Source organism: uncultured Nevskia sp., assembly GCF_903885465.1.
GTDB lineage: Bacteria > Pseudomonadota > Gammaproteobacteria > Nevskiales > Nevskiaceae > Nevskia.
The window spans coordinates 1-17560 of the sequence record NZ_CAISIQ010000229.1; the positions used below are offsets into that span (position 1 = coordinate 1).

19 protein-coding genes are annotated in these 17560 nt (G+C 62.8%); all 19 read left to right on the plus strand.

The genetic code is table 11. The annotated features are described in order from the left end of the window. Window positions 1–1421, plus strand: a 1421-nt coding sequence (locus QZY06_RS08570; RefSeq protein WP_295682873.1) for an aromatic/alkene/methane monooxygenase hydroxylase/oxygenase subunit alpha, incomplete at its 5' end; no start/stop codon positions are given. A gap of 15 nt (window positions 1422–1436) precedes the next feature. After that, window positions 1437–1799: a phenol hydroxylase subunit P4 gene (locus tag QZY06_RS08575; protein WP_295682875.1), complete on the plus strand. Its 363-nt coding sequence runs from the start codon at window positions 1437–1439 to the stop codon at window positions 1797–1799. 5 nt (window positions 1800–1804) lie between these two features. Continuing rightward, window positions 1805–2869, plus strand: coding sequence for an NADH:ubiquinone reductase (Na(+)-transporting) subunit F (locus tag QZY06_RS08580; protein WP_295682878.1), 1065 nt, complete (start codon window positions 1805–1807; stop codon window positions 2867–2869). Between the two features lie 61 nt (window positions 2870–2930). Further along, window positions 2931–3335, plus strand: a complete 405-nt coding sequence (locus tag QZY06_RS08585) for a 2Fe-2S iron-sulfur cluster-binding protein (protein WP_295682880.1) — start codon at window positions 2931–2933, stop codon at window positions 3333–3335. A gap of 1 nt (window position 3336) precedes the next feature. Further along, window positions 3337–4269, plus strand: a complete 933-nt coding sequence (locus QZY06_RS08590; protein WP_295682882.1) for a catechol 2,3-dioxygenase — start codon at window positions 3337–3339, stop codon at window positions 4267–4269. 103 nt (window positions 4270–4372) lie between these two features. Continuing rightward, on the plus strand, window positions 4373–5836 hold the full coding sequence (locus QZY06_RS08595; RefSeq protein WP_295682885.1) for a 2-hydroxymuconic semialdehyde dehydrogenase: 1464 nt from the start codon (window positions 4373–4375) through the stop codon (window positions 5834–5836). Between the two features lie 7 nt (window positions 5837–5843). After that, entirely contained in the window at window positions 5844–6686 is an 843-nt protein-coding gene (locus QZY06_RS08600) for an alpha/beta fold hydrolase (protein ID WP_295682887.1), read from the plus strand. A gap of 32 nt (window positions 6687–6718) precedes the next feature. After that, entirely contained in the window at window positions 6719–7501 is a 783-nt protein-coding gene (dmpE, locus tag QZY06_RS08605; protein WP_295682889.1) for a 2-oxopent-4-enoate hydratase, read from the plus strand. Between the two features lie 7 nt (window positions 7502–7508). After that, window positions 7509–8297, plus strand: a complete 789-nt coding sequence (gene dmpH, locus QZY06_RS08610) for a 2-oxo-3-hexenedioate decarboxylase (RefSeq protein WP_295682892.1) — start codon at window positions 7509–7511, stop codon at window positions 8295–8297. Window positions 8298–8312: 15 nt separating this feature from the next. Next, the gene (locus QZY06_RS08615) at window positions 8313–9218 is read left to right on the plus strand and encodes an acetaldehyde dehydrogenase (acetylating) (protein WP_295682894.1); all 906 of its coding nucleotides are present in this window, start codon (window positions 8313–8315) and stop codon (window positions 9216–9218) included. 14 nt (window positions 9219–9232) lie between these two features. Next, window positions 9233–10267, plus strand: coding sequence for a 4-hydroxy-2-oxovalerate aldolase (dmpG, locus tag QZY06_RS08620; protein ID WP_295682896.1), 1035 nt, complete (start codon window positions 9233–9235; stop codon window positions 10265–10267). A gap of 8 nt (window positions 10268–10275) precedes the next feature. Then, window positions 10276–11982 (plus strand): AMP-binding protein, encoded by a 1707-nt coding sequence (locus QZY06_RS08625; RefSeq protein WP_295682898.1) that lies wholly within the window; start codon window positions 10276–10278, stop codon window positions 11980–11982. 42 nt (window positions 11983–12024) lie between these two features. Then, complete coding sequence (locus tag QZY06_RS08630; protein WP_295682901.1) at window positions 12025–13347, plus strand: aromatic ring-hydroxylating dioxygenase subunit alpha; 1323 nt, start codon at window positions 12025–12027, stop codon at window positions 13345–13347. Further along, window positions 13344–13844 (plus strand): aromatic-ring-hydroxylating dioxygenase subunit beta, encoded by a 501-nt coding sequence (locus QZY06_RS08635; RefSeq protein ID WP_295682903.1) that lies wholly within the window; start codon window positions 13344–13346, stop codon window positions 13842–13844. Before QZY06_RS08630 ends, QZY06_RS08635 begins: the two co-directional genes overlap by 4 nt. 154 nt (window positions 13845–13998) lie before the next feature. Continuing rightward, entirely contained in the window at window positions 13999–14904 is a 906-nt protein-coding gene (locus tag QZY06_RS08640) for a VOC family protein (RefSeq protein ID WP_295682906.1), read from the plus strand. Next, window positions 14901–15662, plus strand: coding sequence for an SDR family oxidoreductase (locus QZY06_RS08645; RefSeq protein WP_295682910.1), 762 nt, complete (start codon window positions 14901–14903; stop codon window positions 15660–15662). The genes QZY06_RS08640 and QZY06_RS08645 overlap by 4 nt, the downstream gene beginning before the upstream one ends. 33 nt (window positions 15663–15695) lie before the next feature. Continuing rightward, the gene (locus QZY06_RS08650) at window positions 15696–16010 is read left to right on the plus strand and encodes a non-heme iron oxygenase ferredoxin subunit (protein ID WP_295682913.1); all 315 of its coding nucleotides are present in this window, start codon (window positions 15696–15698) and stop codon (window positions 16008–16010) included. After that, a complete protein-coding gene (locus QZY06_RS08655; RefSeq protein WP_295682917.1) occupies window positions 15997–16728 on the plus strand; it encodes a TetR/AcrR family transcriptional regulator in 732 nt (243 codons plus the stop codon). Before QZY06_RS08650 ends, QZY06_RS08655 begins: the two co-directional genes overlap by 14 nt. Then, the coding region (locus tag QZY06_RS08660; RefSeq protein WP_295682919.1) for an alpha/beta hydrolase at window positions 16725–17560 on the plus strand (836 nt) is incomplete at its 3' end. The genes QZY06_RS08655 and QZY06_RS08660, both read left to right, overlap by 4 nt.

Here is a 17560-nt window from a genome sequence, read left to right on the forward strand (position 1 = left end):
AGATCCACGACTGGGACAAATGGGAAGACCCGTTTCGCCTGACCATGGATGCCTACTGGAAATATCAGGGCGAGAAAGAGAAAAAGCTCTACGCGATCGTCGACGCCTTCCAGCAGAACAATGGTCAGTTCAACGTCACCGATGCTCGTTACATCAACACGCTGAAGCTGTTCCTGACTGGCGTCAGCCCGCTGGAGTACGCGGCTCATCGTGGCTTCGCGATGGCCGGCCGCAACTTCCGCGGAACCAGTGCGCGCATTGCGGCACAGATGCAGGCGATCGACGAACTGCGTCATGCGCAGACGCAGGCGCACACGATCAGCCACTACAACAAGTTCTTCAACGGCCTCCACGACTACACGCACATGCATGATCGCGTGTGGTACCTGAGCGTGCCGAAGTCCTACTTCGAAGATGCGATGAGCGCCGGGCCGTTCGAGTTCGTCACCGCGATCTCGTTCTCGTTCGAGTACGTGCTGACCAACCTGCTGTTCATGCCGTTCATGAGCGGTGCCGCCTACAACGGCGACATGGCGACGGTGACCTTCGGCTTCTCGGCGCAGAGCGATGAATCGCGCCACATGACGCTGGGGCTCGAAGTGGTGAAGTTCATCCTCGAGCAGGATCCGGGCAATGTGCCGATCGTCCAGAAGTGGCTCGACAAATGGTTCTGGCGCGGCTATCGCCTGCTGTCGCTGGTGTCGATGATGATGGATTACATGCTGCCGAAGCGTGTCATGTCATGGGCAGAAGCCTGGGAGATGTACTTCGAGCAGAACGGCGGTGCGCTGTTCAACGATCTGACTCGCTACGGCATCCGCATGCCGAAGTACCACGAGGTTGCGTCGAAGGAAAAGCACCGCTTGAGCCACGAGACCTGGGCGACGTTCTACAACTACACGCACGCCGCTGCCTTTCATACCTGGGTGCCGGAAGAGAGCGAAATGAAATGGCTGTCGGAGAAATATCCGACGACCTTCGACAAGCTCTATCGTCCGCGTCTCGAGCACTGGCGCGAGCAGCAGGAGAAAGGCGAGCGCTTCTATAACGCCACCCTGCCGATGCTCTGCCAGCTCTGTCAGGTGCCGATGTTCTTCACCGAGCCGGATGATCCGACCAAGATCTGCTATCGCGAATCGACGTATCGCGAAGACAAATTCCACTTCTGCTCGGATGGCTGCAAGGACATTTTCGATAACGAGCCGGAGAAGTACATCCATAGCTGGTTGCCGGTACACCAGATCTACCAGGGCAACTGCTTCCGCCCGGGTACCGATCCGACCGCGCCCGGCTTCGATCCGCTGGCCGAAGTGCTGCAGTACTACGGCTTCCATGTTGGCGAAGACGGTGGCGAGTATCTCGGTTCGCTGGACGCCAAGAACTGGAAAGCCTGGACCGGCAAGCCGGCCGTTTCCGAATAAGCGGAGGAACAAGACATGAGCGTCGTCGCACTGAAGCCCGGCTACAGCGGGGACATGAAGGACCGCGTGGAGAACTTCCACGGCAAGCAGCTGCTGTACATCGGCTGGGAAGACCACCTGATGTACTGCGCGCCGCTGTGCATTCCGATTGAAGCCTCCACTCCATTCGGAGCGCTCACCGCGGCGGTGATCCCGAGCTTGTATCCGGCCCATCCGGATACCGCAAAGATCAACTGGAACGAGGTCGAATGGTTCCGTTCCGGCGAGCGCTTCACGCCGGATCCTGAGCTGTCGTTGGCCACCAACGGCCTTGGTCACAAGGCGGTTCTGCGCTTCCGGACACCAGGACTCACCGGCATCAAGGGTTCCTGCACGTAAGCCAGATGAGCTACCAGATCACCATCGAGCCGCTCGGCCACACGGTTGAAGCGGAAGAAGGGCAGACGATCCTCGACGCTTGCCTGCGTGCGGGCGTGTGGTTGCCGCATGCCTGCTGTCATGGTCTTTGCGCCACCTGCAAGGTGCAGGTCATCGACGGCGACTACGAGCATGGCAACGCCTCGCCATTCGCGTTGATGGATTTCGAGCGCGAGGAACGCAAGGCGCTAGCCTGCTGTGCAACCGTCACTTCGGATGTGACTATCGAAGCCGATGTCGATGAAGATCCGGATGCGCGCCATTACCCGGTGCAGGACTTCGAAGGCGTGGTCGAAGAGATCGTTGCCCTGTCGCCAACGATCAAGGGCATTCGTATTCGCCTGCCCGGTGAAGGCATCGCCTTCCAGGCTGGCCAGTACGTGCAGGTGCAGATTCCCGGGCTCGATCAGCCGCGAGCGTTTTCTCTGGCCAGCCGGCCCGACGATCCGACCTTGGTGGAACTGAACGTGCGCCGCGTGCCGAACGGGCAGGGCACCACGTACTTGCACGATGTGCTGAAGCAGGGCGACACGATCCGTTTCACCGGGCCGCTCGGGCGCTTCTTCGTGCGTCTGTCGGACCCGCAGCCGCTGATCTTCATGGCTGGCGGCTCTGGATTGTCGAGTCCACGGTCGATGATTCTCGACCTGCTGGCCAGCGGCGAGCAGCGCGACATCACGCTGGTCTACGGCGCCCGCAATCGCGCCGAGCTGTACTACGACGAAGAGTTCGTGTTGCTCGCCAGCCGGCATCCGAACTTCCACTACCTGCCCGCGCTGAACGAGCCGACCGAGGCCTGCAACTGGACCGGTGCCAGAGGCTTCGTCCACGAGGCGGCAGTCACGCAATTCGGCAACGATTTTCGCGGTCATCGTGCTTATCTGTGCGGACCGCCGGTGATGATCGAAGCCTGCATTCGCAGCCTGATGCAGGGGCGATTGTTCGAGCGCGATATCTACACCGAGAAGTTCCTGACCTCGGCCGACGGCGCCAACGCATTGGCGCGCAGTCCCTTGTTCCGTTCACTTTGATGAACGATTCGATGCACTCGTTCCCTCACGCGCCAGGCGGAATCAGCGTGAGCGCGCCTGCATGAGCCATCGCATTCGCATCGTCGGACTCGCCGATGGCTTGCCGTCGTCGGAGAGCGCCAGTTTCGAAGTTCGCGCCGACGAGCACGCGCTGTGCGGCATGGAGCGTCTCGGCCGTCGAGGCATTCCGGTGGGCTGCAGGGGCGGCGGCTGCGGCGTCTGCAAGGTGCAGGTGGTCGCCGGTCGGTACCACACAAACAAGATGAGCCGTGATTGCGTCAGCAGCGTGGAAGAGACGCAAGGCTACGCACTGGCCTGTCGGCTGTACCCGGACACGGATCTCGATATCCGCGTGGTCGGGAAGATGGGCAGGGCGTTCACGAAAGCGGAACTGAGCCCGTCACAGGGTGGAGATTCCGTTACCGCCGGCAAATCGCCGGCATTCGATATGAGCTGGAGGAACTGAAATGGCTTTGACTGGAGTGCTGCGCCCGGGGCATGTGGCCCTGCGGGTGCTGGACATGGAAGCATCCATCCACCACTACACCCATGTGATGGGCCTGCTGGAAACCGCCCGCGACGACCAGGGTCGAGTGTTCCTGAAAGCTTGGGATGAGCACGACCACCACAGCGTCGTGCTGCGTGAGACGGACTCCGCCGGCATGGACTACATGGGCTGGCGCGTCGATTCAAACGCGACCCTGGAGAAGTTCGCGAAGGACATCGAAGAGTCGGGCCTGGCCAGTGAACTGAGCTGGGTCGCGGCCGACGAGCATCCGCAGACGGGCCGTCGGTTTCGTTTCACCACGTCCACCGGCCACGTCATGGAGCTGTATGCCGAAAAGGGAAAAGTCGGCAATGGCATGCCGACGCTCAATCCGGACATCTATCCGGATGGTCTGAAAGGCATGTCGCCGAGTCGTTTCGACCATTGCCTGCTGTACGGCGATGACCTCGACAACACGATGAAGCTGTTCATCGAGATTCTTGGTTTCACGCTCACCGAGCAAGTGATTGCCGGGCCGGACAAGCTGGTGATCAGCGCGTTCATGACCTGCTCGAACAAGCCGCACGATGTCGCCTTCATTCGGCAACCCTGCAAGGGCAAGTTCCACCACGCTTCGTTCCTGCTCGACAACTGGGGCGAAGTGCTGAAGGCCGCGGACCTGATCAGCCGCAACCGCGTGTCACTGGACATCGGCCCGACGCGCCACGGCATCACGCGCGGCGAAACCATCTATTTCTTCGACCCGAGCGGCAACCGCAACGAAGTGTTCTCCGGCGGCTACATCAGCTATCCGGATCGCCCGGTGCTGACCTGGACCGACGACGAACTGGGCCGCGCGATTTTCTATCACGACCGCAAGCTCAACGAAGCCTTCCTGTCGGTCGTGACCTGAAGCCAGGAATGAAAGGGCGCGCGGTACGGAACCCGTACTGCAGCCTCCGAGAAGCAAGAGCACCTCAACAGAGTTCATGAAAGATGCGTGAGCGAGACAGACCGTGAAGCAATTCCTGCATTTCATCGGCGGCGCCTTCGTGCCGTCGGATAGTGGCAAGACGTTCGAGAACCGGAACCCGATCGACAATTCGCTGATCGGCCTGGTCAGTGAAGGCGGCCGTACCGAAGTCGAAGCGGCCGTCGCCGCCGCGCGTGCAGCGATGAAGGGGCCCTGGGGCAAGATGCCGGTGACCCGGCGCGCCGAACTGCTGCACGCGGTGGCCGACGAGATCACTCGCCGCTTCGATGACTTCCTGGCCGCCGAGGTCGCCGATACCGGCAAGCCGATGTCGATGGCTTCGCATATCGACATTCCGCGTGGCGCCGCCAACTTCAAGATGTTCGCCGACGTGATCAAGAACGTGCCGACCGAGACGTTCGAGATGGCCACGCCCGATGGTGGCGAAGCGCTGAACTACGCCATCCGCAAGCCGCGCGGCGTGATTGCCGTGGTCTGCCCCTGGAACCTGCCGCTGCTGCTGATGACCTGGAAGGTCGGCCCGGCGCTGGCCTGCGGCAATACGGTGGTGGTCAAGCCGTCGGAAGAAACGCCGGCCACGGCGACCCTGCTCGGCGAAGTGATGAACAAGGTCGGCATTCCGAAAGGCGTCTACAACGTCGTTCATGGCCTTGGGCCGGATTCTGCGGGTGAGTTCCTGACCTCGCACCGCGATGTCGACGCGATCACTTTCACCGGCGAAACCCGCACTGGCCAGGCGATCATGAGTGCAGCCTCGAAGGGCTTGCGGCCGGTGTCGTTCGAGCTGGGCGGCAAGAATGCCGGCATCGTGTTTGCGGACGCTGATTTCGATGCCGCCATCGATGGCATCGCCCGGTCTTCGTTCGTCAACTGCGGCCAGGTCTGCTTGGGTACCGAGCGCGTCTATGTCGAGCGGCCGATCTTCGACAAGTTCGTTGCCGCCTTGAAAGTCCGGGCCGAAGCGATGAAGCCCGGCGTGCCCAGCGACAAGGCCACCGGCATCGGTCCGCTGATCTCCCAGGAGCATCGCAGCAAGGTGCTGTCGTACTACGCCAAGGCCAAGGCCGAAGGCGCGACCATCGTCACCGGTGGCGGCGTGCCGGACATGGCGGGCGAACTCGCCAATGGCGCCTGGGTGCAGCCGACGATCTGGACCGGCCTGCCGGAAACCGCGAGCGTGGTCCGCGAGGAAATCTTCGGGCCCTGCTGCCATATCGCCCCGTTCGACAGCGAGGACGAAGTCGTGGCGCTGGCCAACGACACGCCCTATGGCCTGTGCACCACGGTGTGGACGCAGAACCTGGGCCGCGCCCATCGCATGGCCGGTCAGATCGACGTCGGCCTGTGCTGGATCAACAGCTGGTTTCTGCGCGATCTGAGAACGCCCTTCGGCGGCAGCAAGCAGTCCGGCATTGGCCGTGAAGGCGGCGTGCACTCGCTCGAGTTCTACACCGAGCTGCGCAACGTCTGCATCAAGTACGCCTGAGAACGCCATGACCACCAACAGCAATCCGGAAGTCGGCCTGAGCATCGCCGCCGCCGGCATCCGCACCAACTATCACGACCTCAACAGCAGCGCGCCGGGCGTGCCGCTGCTGTTGATCCACGGCTCCGGCCCTGGTGTCAGTGCCTTTGCGAACTGGCGGCTGGTGATGCCGAAGTTCGCCGAGACGCGTCGCGTCATCGCGCCGGACATGGTCGGCTTCGGCTTCACCGATCGTCCGGTCGATCACCAATACACGCTGGATCACTGGGTGAGCCATGCAATCGGCCTGCTTGATGCGCTCGCGCTTGCGCAGGTCGATCTGGTCGGCAATTCCTTCGGCGGTGCCTTGTCGCTGGCGCTGGCCATTCGCCATCCGCAGCGTGTGCGCCGGCTGGTGCTGATGGGCGCGGCCGGTGTGCACTTCGAACTGACGCCAGCGCTCGATGCGGTCTGGGGCTATCAGCCGTCGTTCGAAAGCATGCGCCGGATGATGGATCTGTTCGCCTATGACCGGTCCCTGGTCAATGACGAACTGGCCCAGCTGCGCTATCAGGCCAGCATCCGCCCGGGCTTCCAGGAATCGTTCTCTGCGATGTTTCCTGTGCCGCGTCAACGCTCGATCGATGCACTGGCGAGCGCGGAAGCCGATATCTCCCAGCTTGCCCACCAAACCCTGGTCATCCATGGCCGTGAGGATCAGGTGATTCCGCTTGCCACGTCGCTGAAGCTTGCCCAGCTGATCCCGAACGCGCAGCTGCATGTGTTCGGCAAATGCGGCCACTGGACCCAGATCGAACACTCGGCGCGCTTCGCGCGGCTGGTCACCGATTTCCTGCAGGAAGCGGCTTGAACGCCGGCCTGCACTGAACAGACAAGATCGACATGAACCCACAAGACATTCGCCAGTACGGCGACGAGTTGTACGAAGCGCTGGTCGCACGCCGTGCCGTGGCACCGCTCACCGAACGCCGGCCCGAAATCACGCTTGACGATGCTTACCGCATCCAGCTGCGGATGATCGAGCGGCGTCTGGCCAGCGGTGAAACGATCATCGGCAAGAAGATCGGCGTTACCTCGAAAGCGGTGCAGGACATGCTCAGGGTCTACCAGCCGGACTTCGGTCAGCTGACCTCGGCCATGGTCTATCACGAAGGCCAGCCGATCCCCGTCGATACGCTGATTGCTCCGAAGGCGGAAGCCGAAGTGGCCTTCATCCTGAAAGCCGATCTGAACGGCCCGGGCATCACCGCGGCCGACGTGCTGCGCGCCACCGACTTCGTGCTGCCCTGCTTCGAGATCGTCGACAGTCGCATCCGCGACTGGAAGATCAAGATTCAGGACACCGTCGCCGACAACGCCTCCTGCGGTGTGTTCGTGCTCGGCGGCACGCCGCGCAGCTTGCGCGGCTTCGATCTGTCGGTGGCCGGCATGGTCGTCGAGAAGAACGGCGACATCGTCAGCACTTCGGCGGGCGCCTCGGTACAGGGCTCGCCGGTCAACGCCGTCGCCTGGCTGGCCAACACGCTGGGCTCACTCGGCATTCCGCTGAAGGCCGGCGAAGTGATTCTGTCCGGCTCGCAATCACCCTTGATGCCGGTCATCGCCGGCGATTCCTTCACCTGCAGCGTCGGCGGCCTCGGTGGCTGTTCGGTGCGCTTCATCTGAGCTCGCCATGACTCTCGATAACAACACGATCCAGCAACTCGCCGCCCATCTCGAAAATGCCGAGCTGAGCGCCACCGCCGTCACCAAGATCACCGACGCCCATCCGCAGCTCGACTGGGACGATGCCTATGCCATCCAGGCCGCGATCCGGGCTCGCAAGGAATCGCGCGGCCAGCGCATCGCCGGCCTGAAGGCCGGGCTCACCTCGCGCGCCAAGATGAAACAGATGGGCGTGGAGACGCCGGTCTTCGGCGTGATCTTCGACTACATGAGCGTCGCCGATGGTGGCGAGATCGATACCGCCAAGCTGATCCATCCGAAGGTCGAGGCGGAGATCGCGTTCGTGCTGAAGAAGGCGCTGCGCGGTCCCGGCTGCCAAGCCGGCGCCGTGCTGGCGGCCACCGATTTCGTGGTGCCTGCGGTGGAGATCATCGACTCGCGCTACGAGAACTTCCGCTTCGATCTCGCCAGCGTGATTGCCGACAACACCTCGGCTTCGCGCTTCGTCGTCGGCGGTGTTGCCCGCAGCGTCGAAGGCCTGGATCTGCGCACGCTCGGTCTGGTGATGGAGAAGAACGGCGAGATCGTCGCGATGGCTGCCGGTGCTGCCGTTCTTGGCCATCCGGCCGTCGCCATCGCCGCACTCGCCAATCATCTGGCCGCCCGGGGCGAAGAGATTCCGGCCGGCACTTTCATCATGAGCGGCGGCGCGACCGAGGCGATTCCCGTCGCTGCCGGCGATGCCATCTCCGTGCGCTTCCAGGACCTCGGGTCCGTGTCGATGCGCTTCGTCTGAACCCGAGATCACACCATGAAAAAGATCCGCTGCGCGATCATCGGTCCTGGGAACATTGGGACGGACCTGCTGTACAAGCTGAAGCGTTCCAGCGTGCTGGAGCCGGTATGGATGGTCGGTGTCGATCCGGAATCGGAAGGTCTGGCGCGGGCGCGTGAATACGGCCTGAAGACGACATCCGAAGGCGTTGAGGGTCTGCTGCCCTTCGTGGCCAGCGACCACATCCAGATCGCCTTTGATGCCACCTCCGCCTACGTCCACAAGCAGCACTCCGATGCGCTGACTGCGCTCGGCGTGATGATGATCGACCTGACGCCTGCGGCCATCGGCCCGTTCTGCATTCCGCCGATCAACCTGAAGGCCCATGCCGGCAAGCGCGAGATGAACGTCAACATGGTCACCTGCGGTGGCCAGGCGACGATCCCGATGGTCTACGCCGTGTCCCGCGTGCAGAAAGTGTCGTACGCCGAGATCGTGGCAACGGTGGCTTCCAAGTCGATCGGCCCCGGCACCCGCAAGAACATCGACGAATTCACCCGCACCACCGCCGCTGCCGTGAAGTCGGTGGGTGGTGCCGAGCGCGGCAAGGCCATCATCATCGTCAACCCGGCCGAACCACCGCTGATCATGCGCGACACCGTCCACTGCCTGACGGTGGACGCACCGAAGCAGCAAGAGATCGAAGCCTCGGTGCGCGAGATGCTCGCCGAAGTCCAGAAGTACGTACCCGGTTATCGAGTCATGAACGGCCCCGTCTTCGACGGCAACCGCGTCACCACCTTCCTGCAGGTGGAAGGTCTTGGTGACTACCTGCCGAAGTACGCCGGCAACCTCGACATCATGACCGCCGCGGCTGCCCGCACCGCCGAAATGTTCGCCGAAGAAATCCTCGCCGGGCGCATCACGCCCGTGGCCGCCTGAAGGAAGCACGATCCATGAATCTCAAAGGCATCAAGGTCAAAACCCACGACATGTCGCTGCGCGACGGCATGCACCCGAAACGGCACCAGATCAGCATCGAACAGATGCAGAAGATCGCCACCGGCCTCGATATCGCCGGCGTCCCGCTGATCGAAGTCACCCATGGCGATGGCCTGGGGGGTGGATCCGTCAACTACGGCTTCGCCGCGGCGAGTGACGAAGACTATCTCCGTGCCGTGATCCCGCTGCTCAAGCAGGCCAAGGTCTCCGCCCTGCTGATCCCCGGCATCGGCACCGTCGATGATCTGAAAGTCGCCGCCGACTGCGGCATCCACACCGTCCGGGTCGCCACCCACTGCACCGAAGCCGATGTCAGCGAACAGCACATCATCGCCGGACGGAAGCTCGGCCTCGACACCGTCGGCTTCCTGATGATGGCGCACATGAGCGAGCCGGAAGCGCTGCTCAAGCAAGCCAGATTGATGGAAAGCTACGGGGCGCAGTGCATCTACGTCACCGACTCCGCCGGCTACATGCTGCCGGACGACGTCAGCGCCCGAGTCGGCCACCTGCGCCAGCACCTGAAGCCGGAAACCGAACTCGGCTTCCACGGCCACCACAACATGGCCATGGGTATCTCCAACAGCCTGGCGGCGATCGAAGCTGGGGCAAGGCGCATCGACTGCGCCTGCGGCGGCATGGGTGCCGGTGCCGGCAACACGCCGCTGGAAGTATTCATCGCCGTGGCCAACCGCATGGGCATCGAGACCGGCGTCGATCTGTTCAAGGTCACCGACGTCGCCGAAGACCTGGTCACCCCGATCCTCGACTTCCCGGTGCGCATCGACCGCAACTCGCTGACGCTCGGCTATGCCGGCGTCTATTCGAGCTTCCTGCTGTTTGCCCGGAGAGCCGAAGCCAAGTACGGCGTACCGGCACGAGAGATCCTGATCGAACTGGGACGTCTGAAGATGGTTGGTGGCCAGGAAGACATGATCGAAGACACCGCCATCAATATGGCCCGTGAACGTGGGCTGCTCGCTGCCTGAGTGAAGCCGTGACCACGCCGACTGCTACCTTCCGCGCCGCTCGCGACCTGCTGCTGCGCCATCGCGACGACTACGCGACGGCGATGGCCGAGTTCGTCTGGCCGGTGCTGCCCGAGTTCAACTGGGCGCTCGATCACTTCGATCCGCTGGCGTGCGGCAACAGTGCCTGCGCGCTGTGGATCGTCGATGAAGGCGGCTCCGAACTGCGGCGCAGCTTCGATGAGTTGCGCATTGCGTCCGATCGTGCGGCGAACTGGCTGCGCAGCCTCGGCGTGCAGCGCGGTGATCGTCTGCTGGTGATGCTGCCGAACCGGGTCGAGCTGTGGGAGATCATGCTGGCGGCGATCAAGCTCGGCGCGGTGCTGGCACCGGCGACGCAGATCCTGTCGGTGGCCGATCTGCAGGACCGCATCGAGCGTGGCGATATGCGCGCGGTGATCTGCGATCCATCGAGCCTCGTGAAGTTCGAAGGCATTGCCGAAGGTCGGCTGAAGATCGTCGTCGGTGGCGACGCTTCCGGTTGGACTTCGTATGCCGATGCCAGCAAGGCGTCGACGAACTATCAGGCCGATAGCGTCACCAAGGGCGATGACGCTTGTGTCCTGTACTTCACTTCGGGCACCACCTCGAAACCGAAGATGGTGCTGCACACGCAGACCAGCTATCCGGTCGGCCATCTGAGCACGATGTATTGGCTGGGCCTCAAGCCCGGCGATCTGCACATGAACATCAGCTCGCCGGGTTGGGCCAAGCACGCCTGGAGTTGCCTGTTCGCGCCCTGGCAGGTCGGCGCGACGATCTTCATCTACAACCAGGGCCGCTTCGATGCGGTGAAGACGCTGAACACGCTGGTGCGCTGTGGTGTTACCAGCTTGTGCGCGCCGCCGACTGCCTGGCGCTCGCTGATTCTCGAAGATCTGAAGGCTTATCCGGTGAAGCTGCGCGAGCTAACCAGCGCTGGCGAGCCACTGAATCCGGAAGTGATCGAGCAGGTGAAGAGCGCCTGGGGCATCACCATCCGCGAAGGCTTCGGCCAGACCGAATCGACGGCGATGCTCGGCAATCCGCCGGGCCAGCCGGTGCGTTACGGCTCGATGGGCCGGCCGCTGCCGGGCTATGCGATCGACCTGCTCGATCTCGATGGCAATCAGGCGGGCGAGGGCGAGATTTCGGTGCGCCTGTCACCACGGCCGACGGCGATCATGGCCGGCTATGCCGGTGACGAGGCGAAGACGCAGAAGGCGCTCGGTGGTTCGCATTACGGCACCGCCGATGTCGCATCGATCGACGCCGATGGCTATTACTGGTACGTCGGCCGCACCGATGACGTGTTCAAGAGTTCGGACTACCGCATCTCGCCGTTCGAGCTGGAAAGTGCGCTGCTTGAACATCCGGCGGTTGCCGAAGCCGCCGTGTTCGAAAGCCCGGACCCGAAACGCCTCTGCGTGCCGAAAGCCTGCGTGATCCTGGCTCCCGGCCACGCGCCGAGCGCGGATACTGCGAAAGCGATCCTGCTGTTTGCCCGCAGCCGTCTGGCGCCATACCAGAAGGTGCGCATCATCGAATTCTGTGACTTGCCGAAGACGGTCTCCGGCAAGGTGCGCCGCAATGAATTGCGCGCCACCGAAGCAGCACGCCGCGCGGCCGGCGAGCGCGGTGACCATGAATATCTGGAAGCCGATTTTCCCGAATTGCTCGACGCACGACGCGCCTGACGTCGAGCCGTGTACTAGCCAAGGTCTGAACTGGAACCTGCCATGAACGCACCCGCAAAACCTATTCCCCTGTCCGAGCTTCCGGTGGTCTGGAGCGACAAGGAAAAGCACCGCTTCAAGGTTGCGCGGCGCAGTTTTGTCGACCCGGAAATCCTGAAGACGGAATACGACACGATCTTCAACAAGTGCTGGCTCTATGTCGGCCACGAGTCGGAGCTGGTCAAGAACGGCGACTTCGTCACCCGCATCATTGCCAAGCGCAGCGTGCTGTTCACCAAGGACACCACGGGCAAGATCAACGCCTTCTTCAACGCCTGTCCGCATCGCGGTGCGCAGGTTTGCCGCGAGCGCAAGGGCAACGCCAAGTCGTTCCAGTGCTTCTATCACGGCTGGGTGTTTGGATCCGATGGCAAGCTGAAGAGCCAGCCGGGCAGCGAGTGCTATCCGGATGACTTCAACGCCGACGGCCAGGCCAATCTGGTGTCGGTGCCGCGCATCGATTCCTATCGCGGCTTCTGGTTCATCTGCTTCGATCCTGAAGTGCAGTCCTTGCCGGACTATCTCGCCGGTGCCAAGGAGTGGATCGACATCGTTGCCGACCAGTCGGAAACGATGATGACCCTGGTCGGCGGCACGCAGGAGTATCAGATCCGCGCCAACTGGAAGTTGCTCACGGAGAACTCCATTGACGGCTATCACGCGATCAACACCCACGCGACCTATGTCGACTACCTGAAGAACTCGCAGGGCTCGATGAGCCCGGTGCCGTTCGAAGGAACCGGTTACGACCTCGGCAATGGCCATGCGGTGATCGAGTACCGCGCGCCCTGGGGCCGTCCGGTCGCGCAGTGGATTCCATTGTGGGGCGAGGAAGGCAAGGTGGAACTGGAGAAAGTCCATGCCCGCCTCGTCGAACGCTTCGGCAAGGAGCGCGCGGATCGCATCGCGTTCTCCAACCGCAACATGTTCATTTTCCCGAATCTCGTCATCAACGACATCATGGCGATCACCGTTCGCACCTATTACCCGACTGCGCCGGACGCGATGCAGGTATTCGGCTGGGCGCTGGCGCCGAACGAGGAAAGCACCTGGGCGCGCAAGTATCGGCTCTCGAATTTCCTCGAGTTCCTCGGCCCGGGCGGCTTCGCCACGCCGGATGATGTGGAGGCGCTGGAGCAGTGCCAGCGCGGTTTCGAGTCGATGCTCGAAGCGCCGTGGAGCGATATCTCCAAGGGCATGAAGAAAGAGAAGGTCAACTACGACGACGAACTGCAGATGCGTGCCTTCTGGACCCGCTGGCAGGAATGCACCAAGGCCCGTGCCGCAGCCCCGAGCGTGGTGCCGAACCAGGGAGACCAGGCATGAGCCAGCTGACTCTCGCCAACGTCACGCGCGAGCAGGTCGAGGACTTCATGTTCCTCGAAGCGGAGATCCTCGACGAATGGCGTCTGAAGGAATGGCTCACCCTGTTCACCCAGGACGCCACCTACAACGTGCCGGCCACCGACGTGCCGGCGAACGCCTCGCCGGATGGCACGCTGTTCTATGTCGCCGATGATCGCTTCCGCCTGGAACAGCGCGTCGAGCGCCTGCTGAAGCGCACCGCGCACGCCGAGTTTCCACGCTCGAAGACGCGTCATCTGGTCAGCAATGTGCGCATTCGCGGCCGGTCGGACAGCGAACTCGATGTCGGTGCTGCCGTGCTGACCTATCGCACCAAGATGGGCCTGACCGAAACCTATATCGGCAGCTATCGCTACCGGCTTGTCGTCGAGGAAGGCCGGCTGCTGATCCGCGAGAAGCGCTGCATTCTCGACATGGATGGCCTGAAGCCCAACGGCCGCATCAGCATCATTCTCTGAGACATGGCCATGAACCTACTGCGCTCGGCAGCTCGGCACCGTCCGGTGCTCGAAATGCTCACGTGCTGTCACGCACGCTCCGCTTTCTGCGCTCCGGGCGGCACCGACCTGCCGTCGCTCGCGACGGTTCCTGACCATGTCTGAGGCGCACTCGATGACCATTCCTTTCCGTTACCGCCGCCTCGGCTACGTCGCGCTGAACGTCACCGATCTGGCGCGCAGCACCACGTTCTATCGCGATCTGGTCGGCCTCGATGTCAGTGATGCCACCGAACAACGCGTGGCGCTGCGCTGCGCGCGCGATCACCACGCGGTGCTGCTCTATCCTGCGAAAGCGCCCGGGCTGAAGCGTATCGGCTTCGAACTGGAGTCGTCCGCCGATCTCGCCAGGGCGAGAACCTACCTGGCCGAGCAGGGCTATGCGATCGAGGAAGTGTCGGCCGACGAGCTGAAGGATCTGCGCACGGTCGCCGCACTTCGCTTCCGGCTGCCAGACAGCGGCCTGTGCATTGAATACTTCGTGCAGATGATGCACATGGCCACGCCGTTCGAAGCGCGCCTGACCAGGATCGAGCGGCTGGGTCATGTGGTGATCAATACCAGCAGCTTCGACACCATGCTCGGCGCCTTCCGCGACCAGCTCGGCTTCAAGGTATCGGACTTCGTGCCGGGTTTCGCCGCGTTCCTGCGCGCCTGGCCGAATCCGTTGCATCACTCGCTGGCGGTGCTGACCGGGCCCGATCATCACCTGAACCACGTCAATTTCATGGTCAGCGACATCGACGACATCGGTCGCGCGATGAACCGCATGAAGGCGGCAAATGTCGAGATCGTCTTCGGACCGGGCCGGCATCAGCCGTCGGAAAGCATCTTCCTGTACTTCCTCGATCCGGACGGCATGACCGTCGAATACAGCTTCGGCATGGAATGCTTCCCGGAAGACGGTGCCCGCGAAGCGCGGCTGCTGGAACCGGCACCGAAGACGCTCGACACCTGGGGCAGCGTGCCGACGCCGGCGTTCGGCAAGATCGGCCAGATCGAACAGGGACTCGAAGCGTGAGCGGTCGTTTCGAAGGCCAGGTTGCAGTCGTCACTGGTGCCGGCCGTGGCATCGGTTATGCCTGTGCGGAGCGCTTCGCCAGCGAAGGCGCGAGCCTGGTCATCGGCGATCTCGATCAGGCGCAGGTCGATGCAGCAGTCGCCAAGCTGGCAAGCGAATTTGGTGTGAAGGTCGTCGGCGTTGCCGGCGATCTGTCCTTGCAGGAAGTGGCTGAACGAACCATCGGGGCGGCGAAAATCAACTTCGGCCGGCTCGACATCCTGGTCAACAACGCCGGTGGCGGCATCCTGCGGCCGTTCCTCGATCACACGCCGGATACCTTGAAAGCAACGATCGACCGCAATCTGTGGACCTGCATCTGGTGCTGCTGGTACGCGCTGCCGCTGATGCGAACGCAGGGCTTCGGCCGCATCGTCAACCTCGGTGCCGATTCGGTGCGCAACGGTCTGTTCGATCATGCGGCCTACAACGCGGCCAAGGGCGGCATGCATGGCATGACCACCGGTCTGGCGCGCGAGTACGCGCGTGAAGGCATCACCGTGAACACCGTGGCGCCCTGCGTCGTGCAGACTCCGCAGCTCGACGAAGTCGCCAAGCGCGATCCCGAACTGGTGCGCAAGGTCATCGACGTGGTGCCGATGGGCCGGCCCGGCACGATGGACGAGGTCGCATCGATGGTCGCCTATCTGGCCAGCCGCGAAGCAGCGTTCGTCACCGGTCAGGTGATCAGCGTCAACGGCGGCACGACGATGCTCTGATGCTGTGCACTTCTTCCTTCACGTCCTGAACCCATGACCAACACGCTGGCCACCATCACGGAATCCGAACTGCTCGACGGCGAGATGAAGAGCGCCTTCCTGCCCGATGGCACGCGCATCGCGCTGTTCCATATCAATGGCGGTTTCTACGCGACGCAGGACACCTGCACGCACGAGAACGCCTCGCTGAACGACGAGGGCACGGTCGACGGTGATCGGGTGACGTGCACCTGGAACTACTGCGAATTCTCCATCGTCACCGGCGAAGCCTTGAACTCGCCGTGCAGCGAACCGCTACGCACCTTCCCGGTCAGGGTGATCGACGGTGTACTCCATGTCGATTACTGAGAAGGTGCTGAAGCTGCGCAAGCCGCGCGCGGCTGCTGCGCCGGCAGAGAAGGCAGTGCGGGCACCTGTAGTGCGCCGTCGTACCCAGACCGAACGCTCCGACGAGATGCGCATGCGGCTGGTCGAAGCCTCGGCGATCGTGCTGCGTCGCAAGGGTTATGCGGGCCTGCGCACCGATGAAGTGGCGCGAGTCGCGAAAGTTTCGCGCGGCGCGCTGCAGCATCATTTCCCGAGCAAGGACAGCCTGGTCGTTGCCACTGCCGAGCATCTGCTGCAGGCGAGCCTGGCGCGTGGCCAGCGCCGCGCCAGCACCGCCGAGGCAGTCGACGACCCGATCGCAGCGATCATCGAAGACGGCCTCGAATTCTTTCTCGGAGCCGATTTCACCGTGGTGCTCGATCTGGTGCTCGCCGGCAGCAAGAGCCGCGCGATGCGCGATCGCATCTACGAGCATGCCAGGACCAATCGTCTCGGCGTCGAGGACGCCTGGCTGGCACTGCTGGTCGCCAAGGGCGTGCCGCCGGACAAGGCCGAAAAAGTGCTGTGGCTGACCATCAGCGTGATCCGCGGCTTTGCCGTGCGCGCGCTGTGGCAGCAGGACGAATCCCTGTTCCGCAGCCTGCTCGACGAATGGAAGCTGATCATCGTCGGCCATCTGCAAGCGTTGAAGAACACTTCCGACAACAAGAAACCAACCGCATCCGGAGCAAGACGATGAGCCTGTGGAACGATTTTGTAGGTGCGGAAATCCGCTACATCGATACGCCGACCTATGGCCGCATCCGGGTCGCCGAAGCGGGTCCGAAGAACGCACCGGTGATCCTGTTCCAGCACGGCATCGGCGGACATCTGGAGGCCTACAGCAAGAACCTGGTCGCGCTGTCCGATGAATTCCATTGCGTTGCCTTCGACTACGTCGGCCACGCGATGTCGAATCGCAAGGTCATGGAATACACGCCGCCGGTGCTCGCCGAGCAGGTCCGTGAACTGATGGACGCGATGGGCATCGAAAGCGCGCACCTGTCCGGCGAATCGCTGGGCGGCTGGGTGTCCGGCTTCTTCGCGGTGAAGTATCCGCAGCGGGTGCTGAAGCTGATGCTGAACACCGGCGCTGGCATTCCGATCGTCAGCGAGAAAGGTCGTGCCGACATGCTCGATCTGATGGAGCGTTCGAAGAAGGCCGCTGGCCTTGCGCCGACGTTCGAGATGGTCAAGCACCGCATCGAATGGCTGATCCACCCGAACAACCACGCGCGTCTGGTCACCGACGAGCTGGTCAATCTGCGCCTGCGTTACTACCTGATGCCGGAAGGCCGTGAAGTGACGCCGATGGTCAATCGCATGCTGCCGCGCCATGACGAGTTCCTGGTGCCGCTAGAAGCAATCAAGGCCGAAACGATGCTGCTGTGGACGCGCGACAACCCGATCCACGATCTGGAATGCGCGCGCGCCGCTCAGGCGCGCATCCCGAACTCCACTCTGTACGTGATGGAGGCCGACGGCGCGCACTGGCCGCAGTACGAAGATCCGGAAGAGTTCAATCGCGTGGC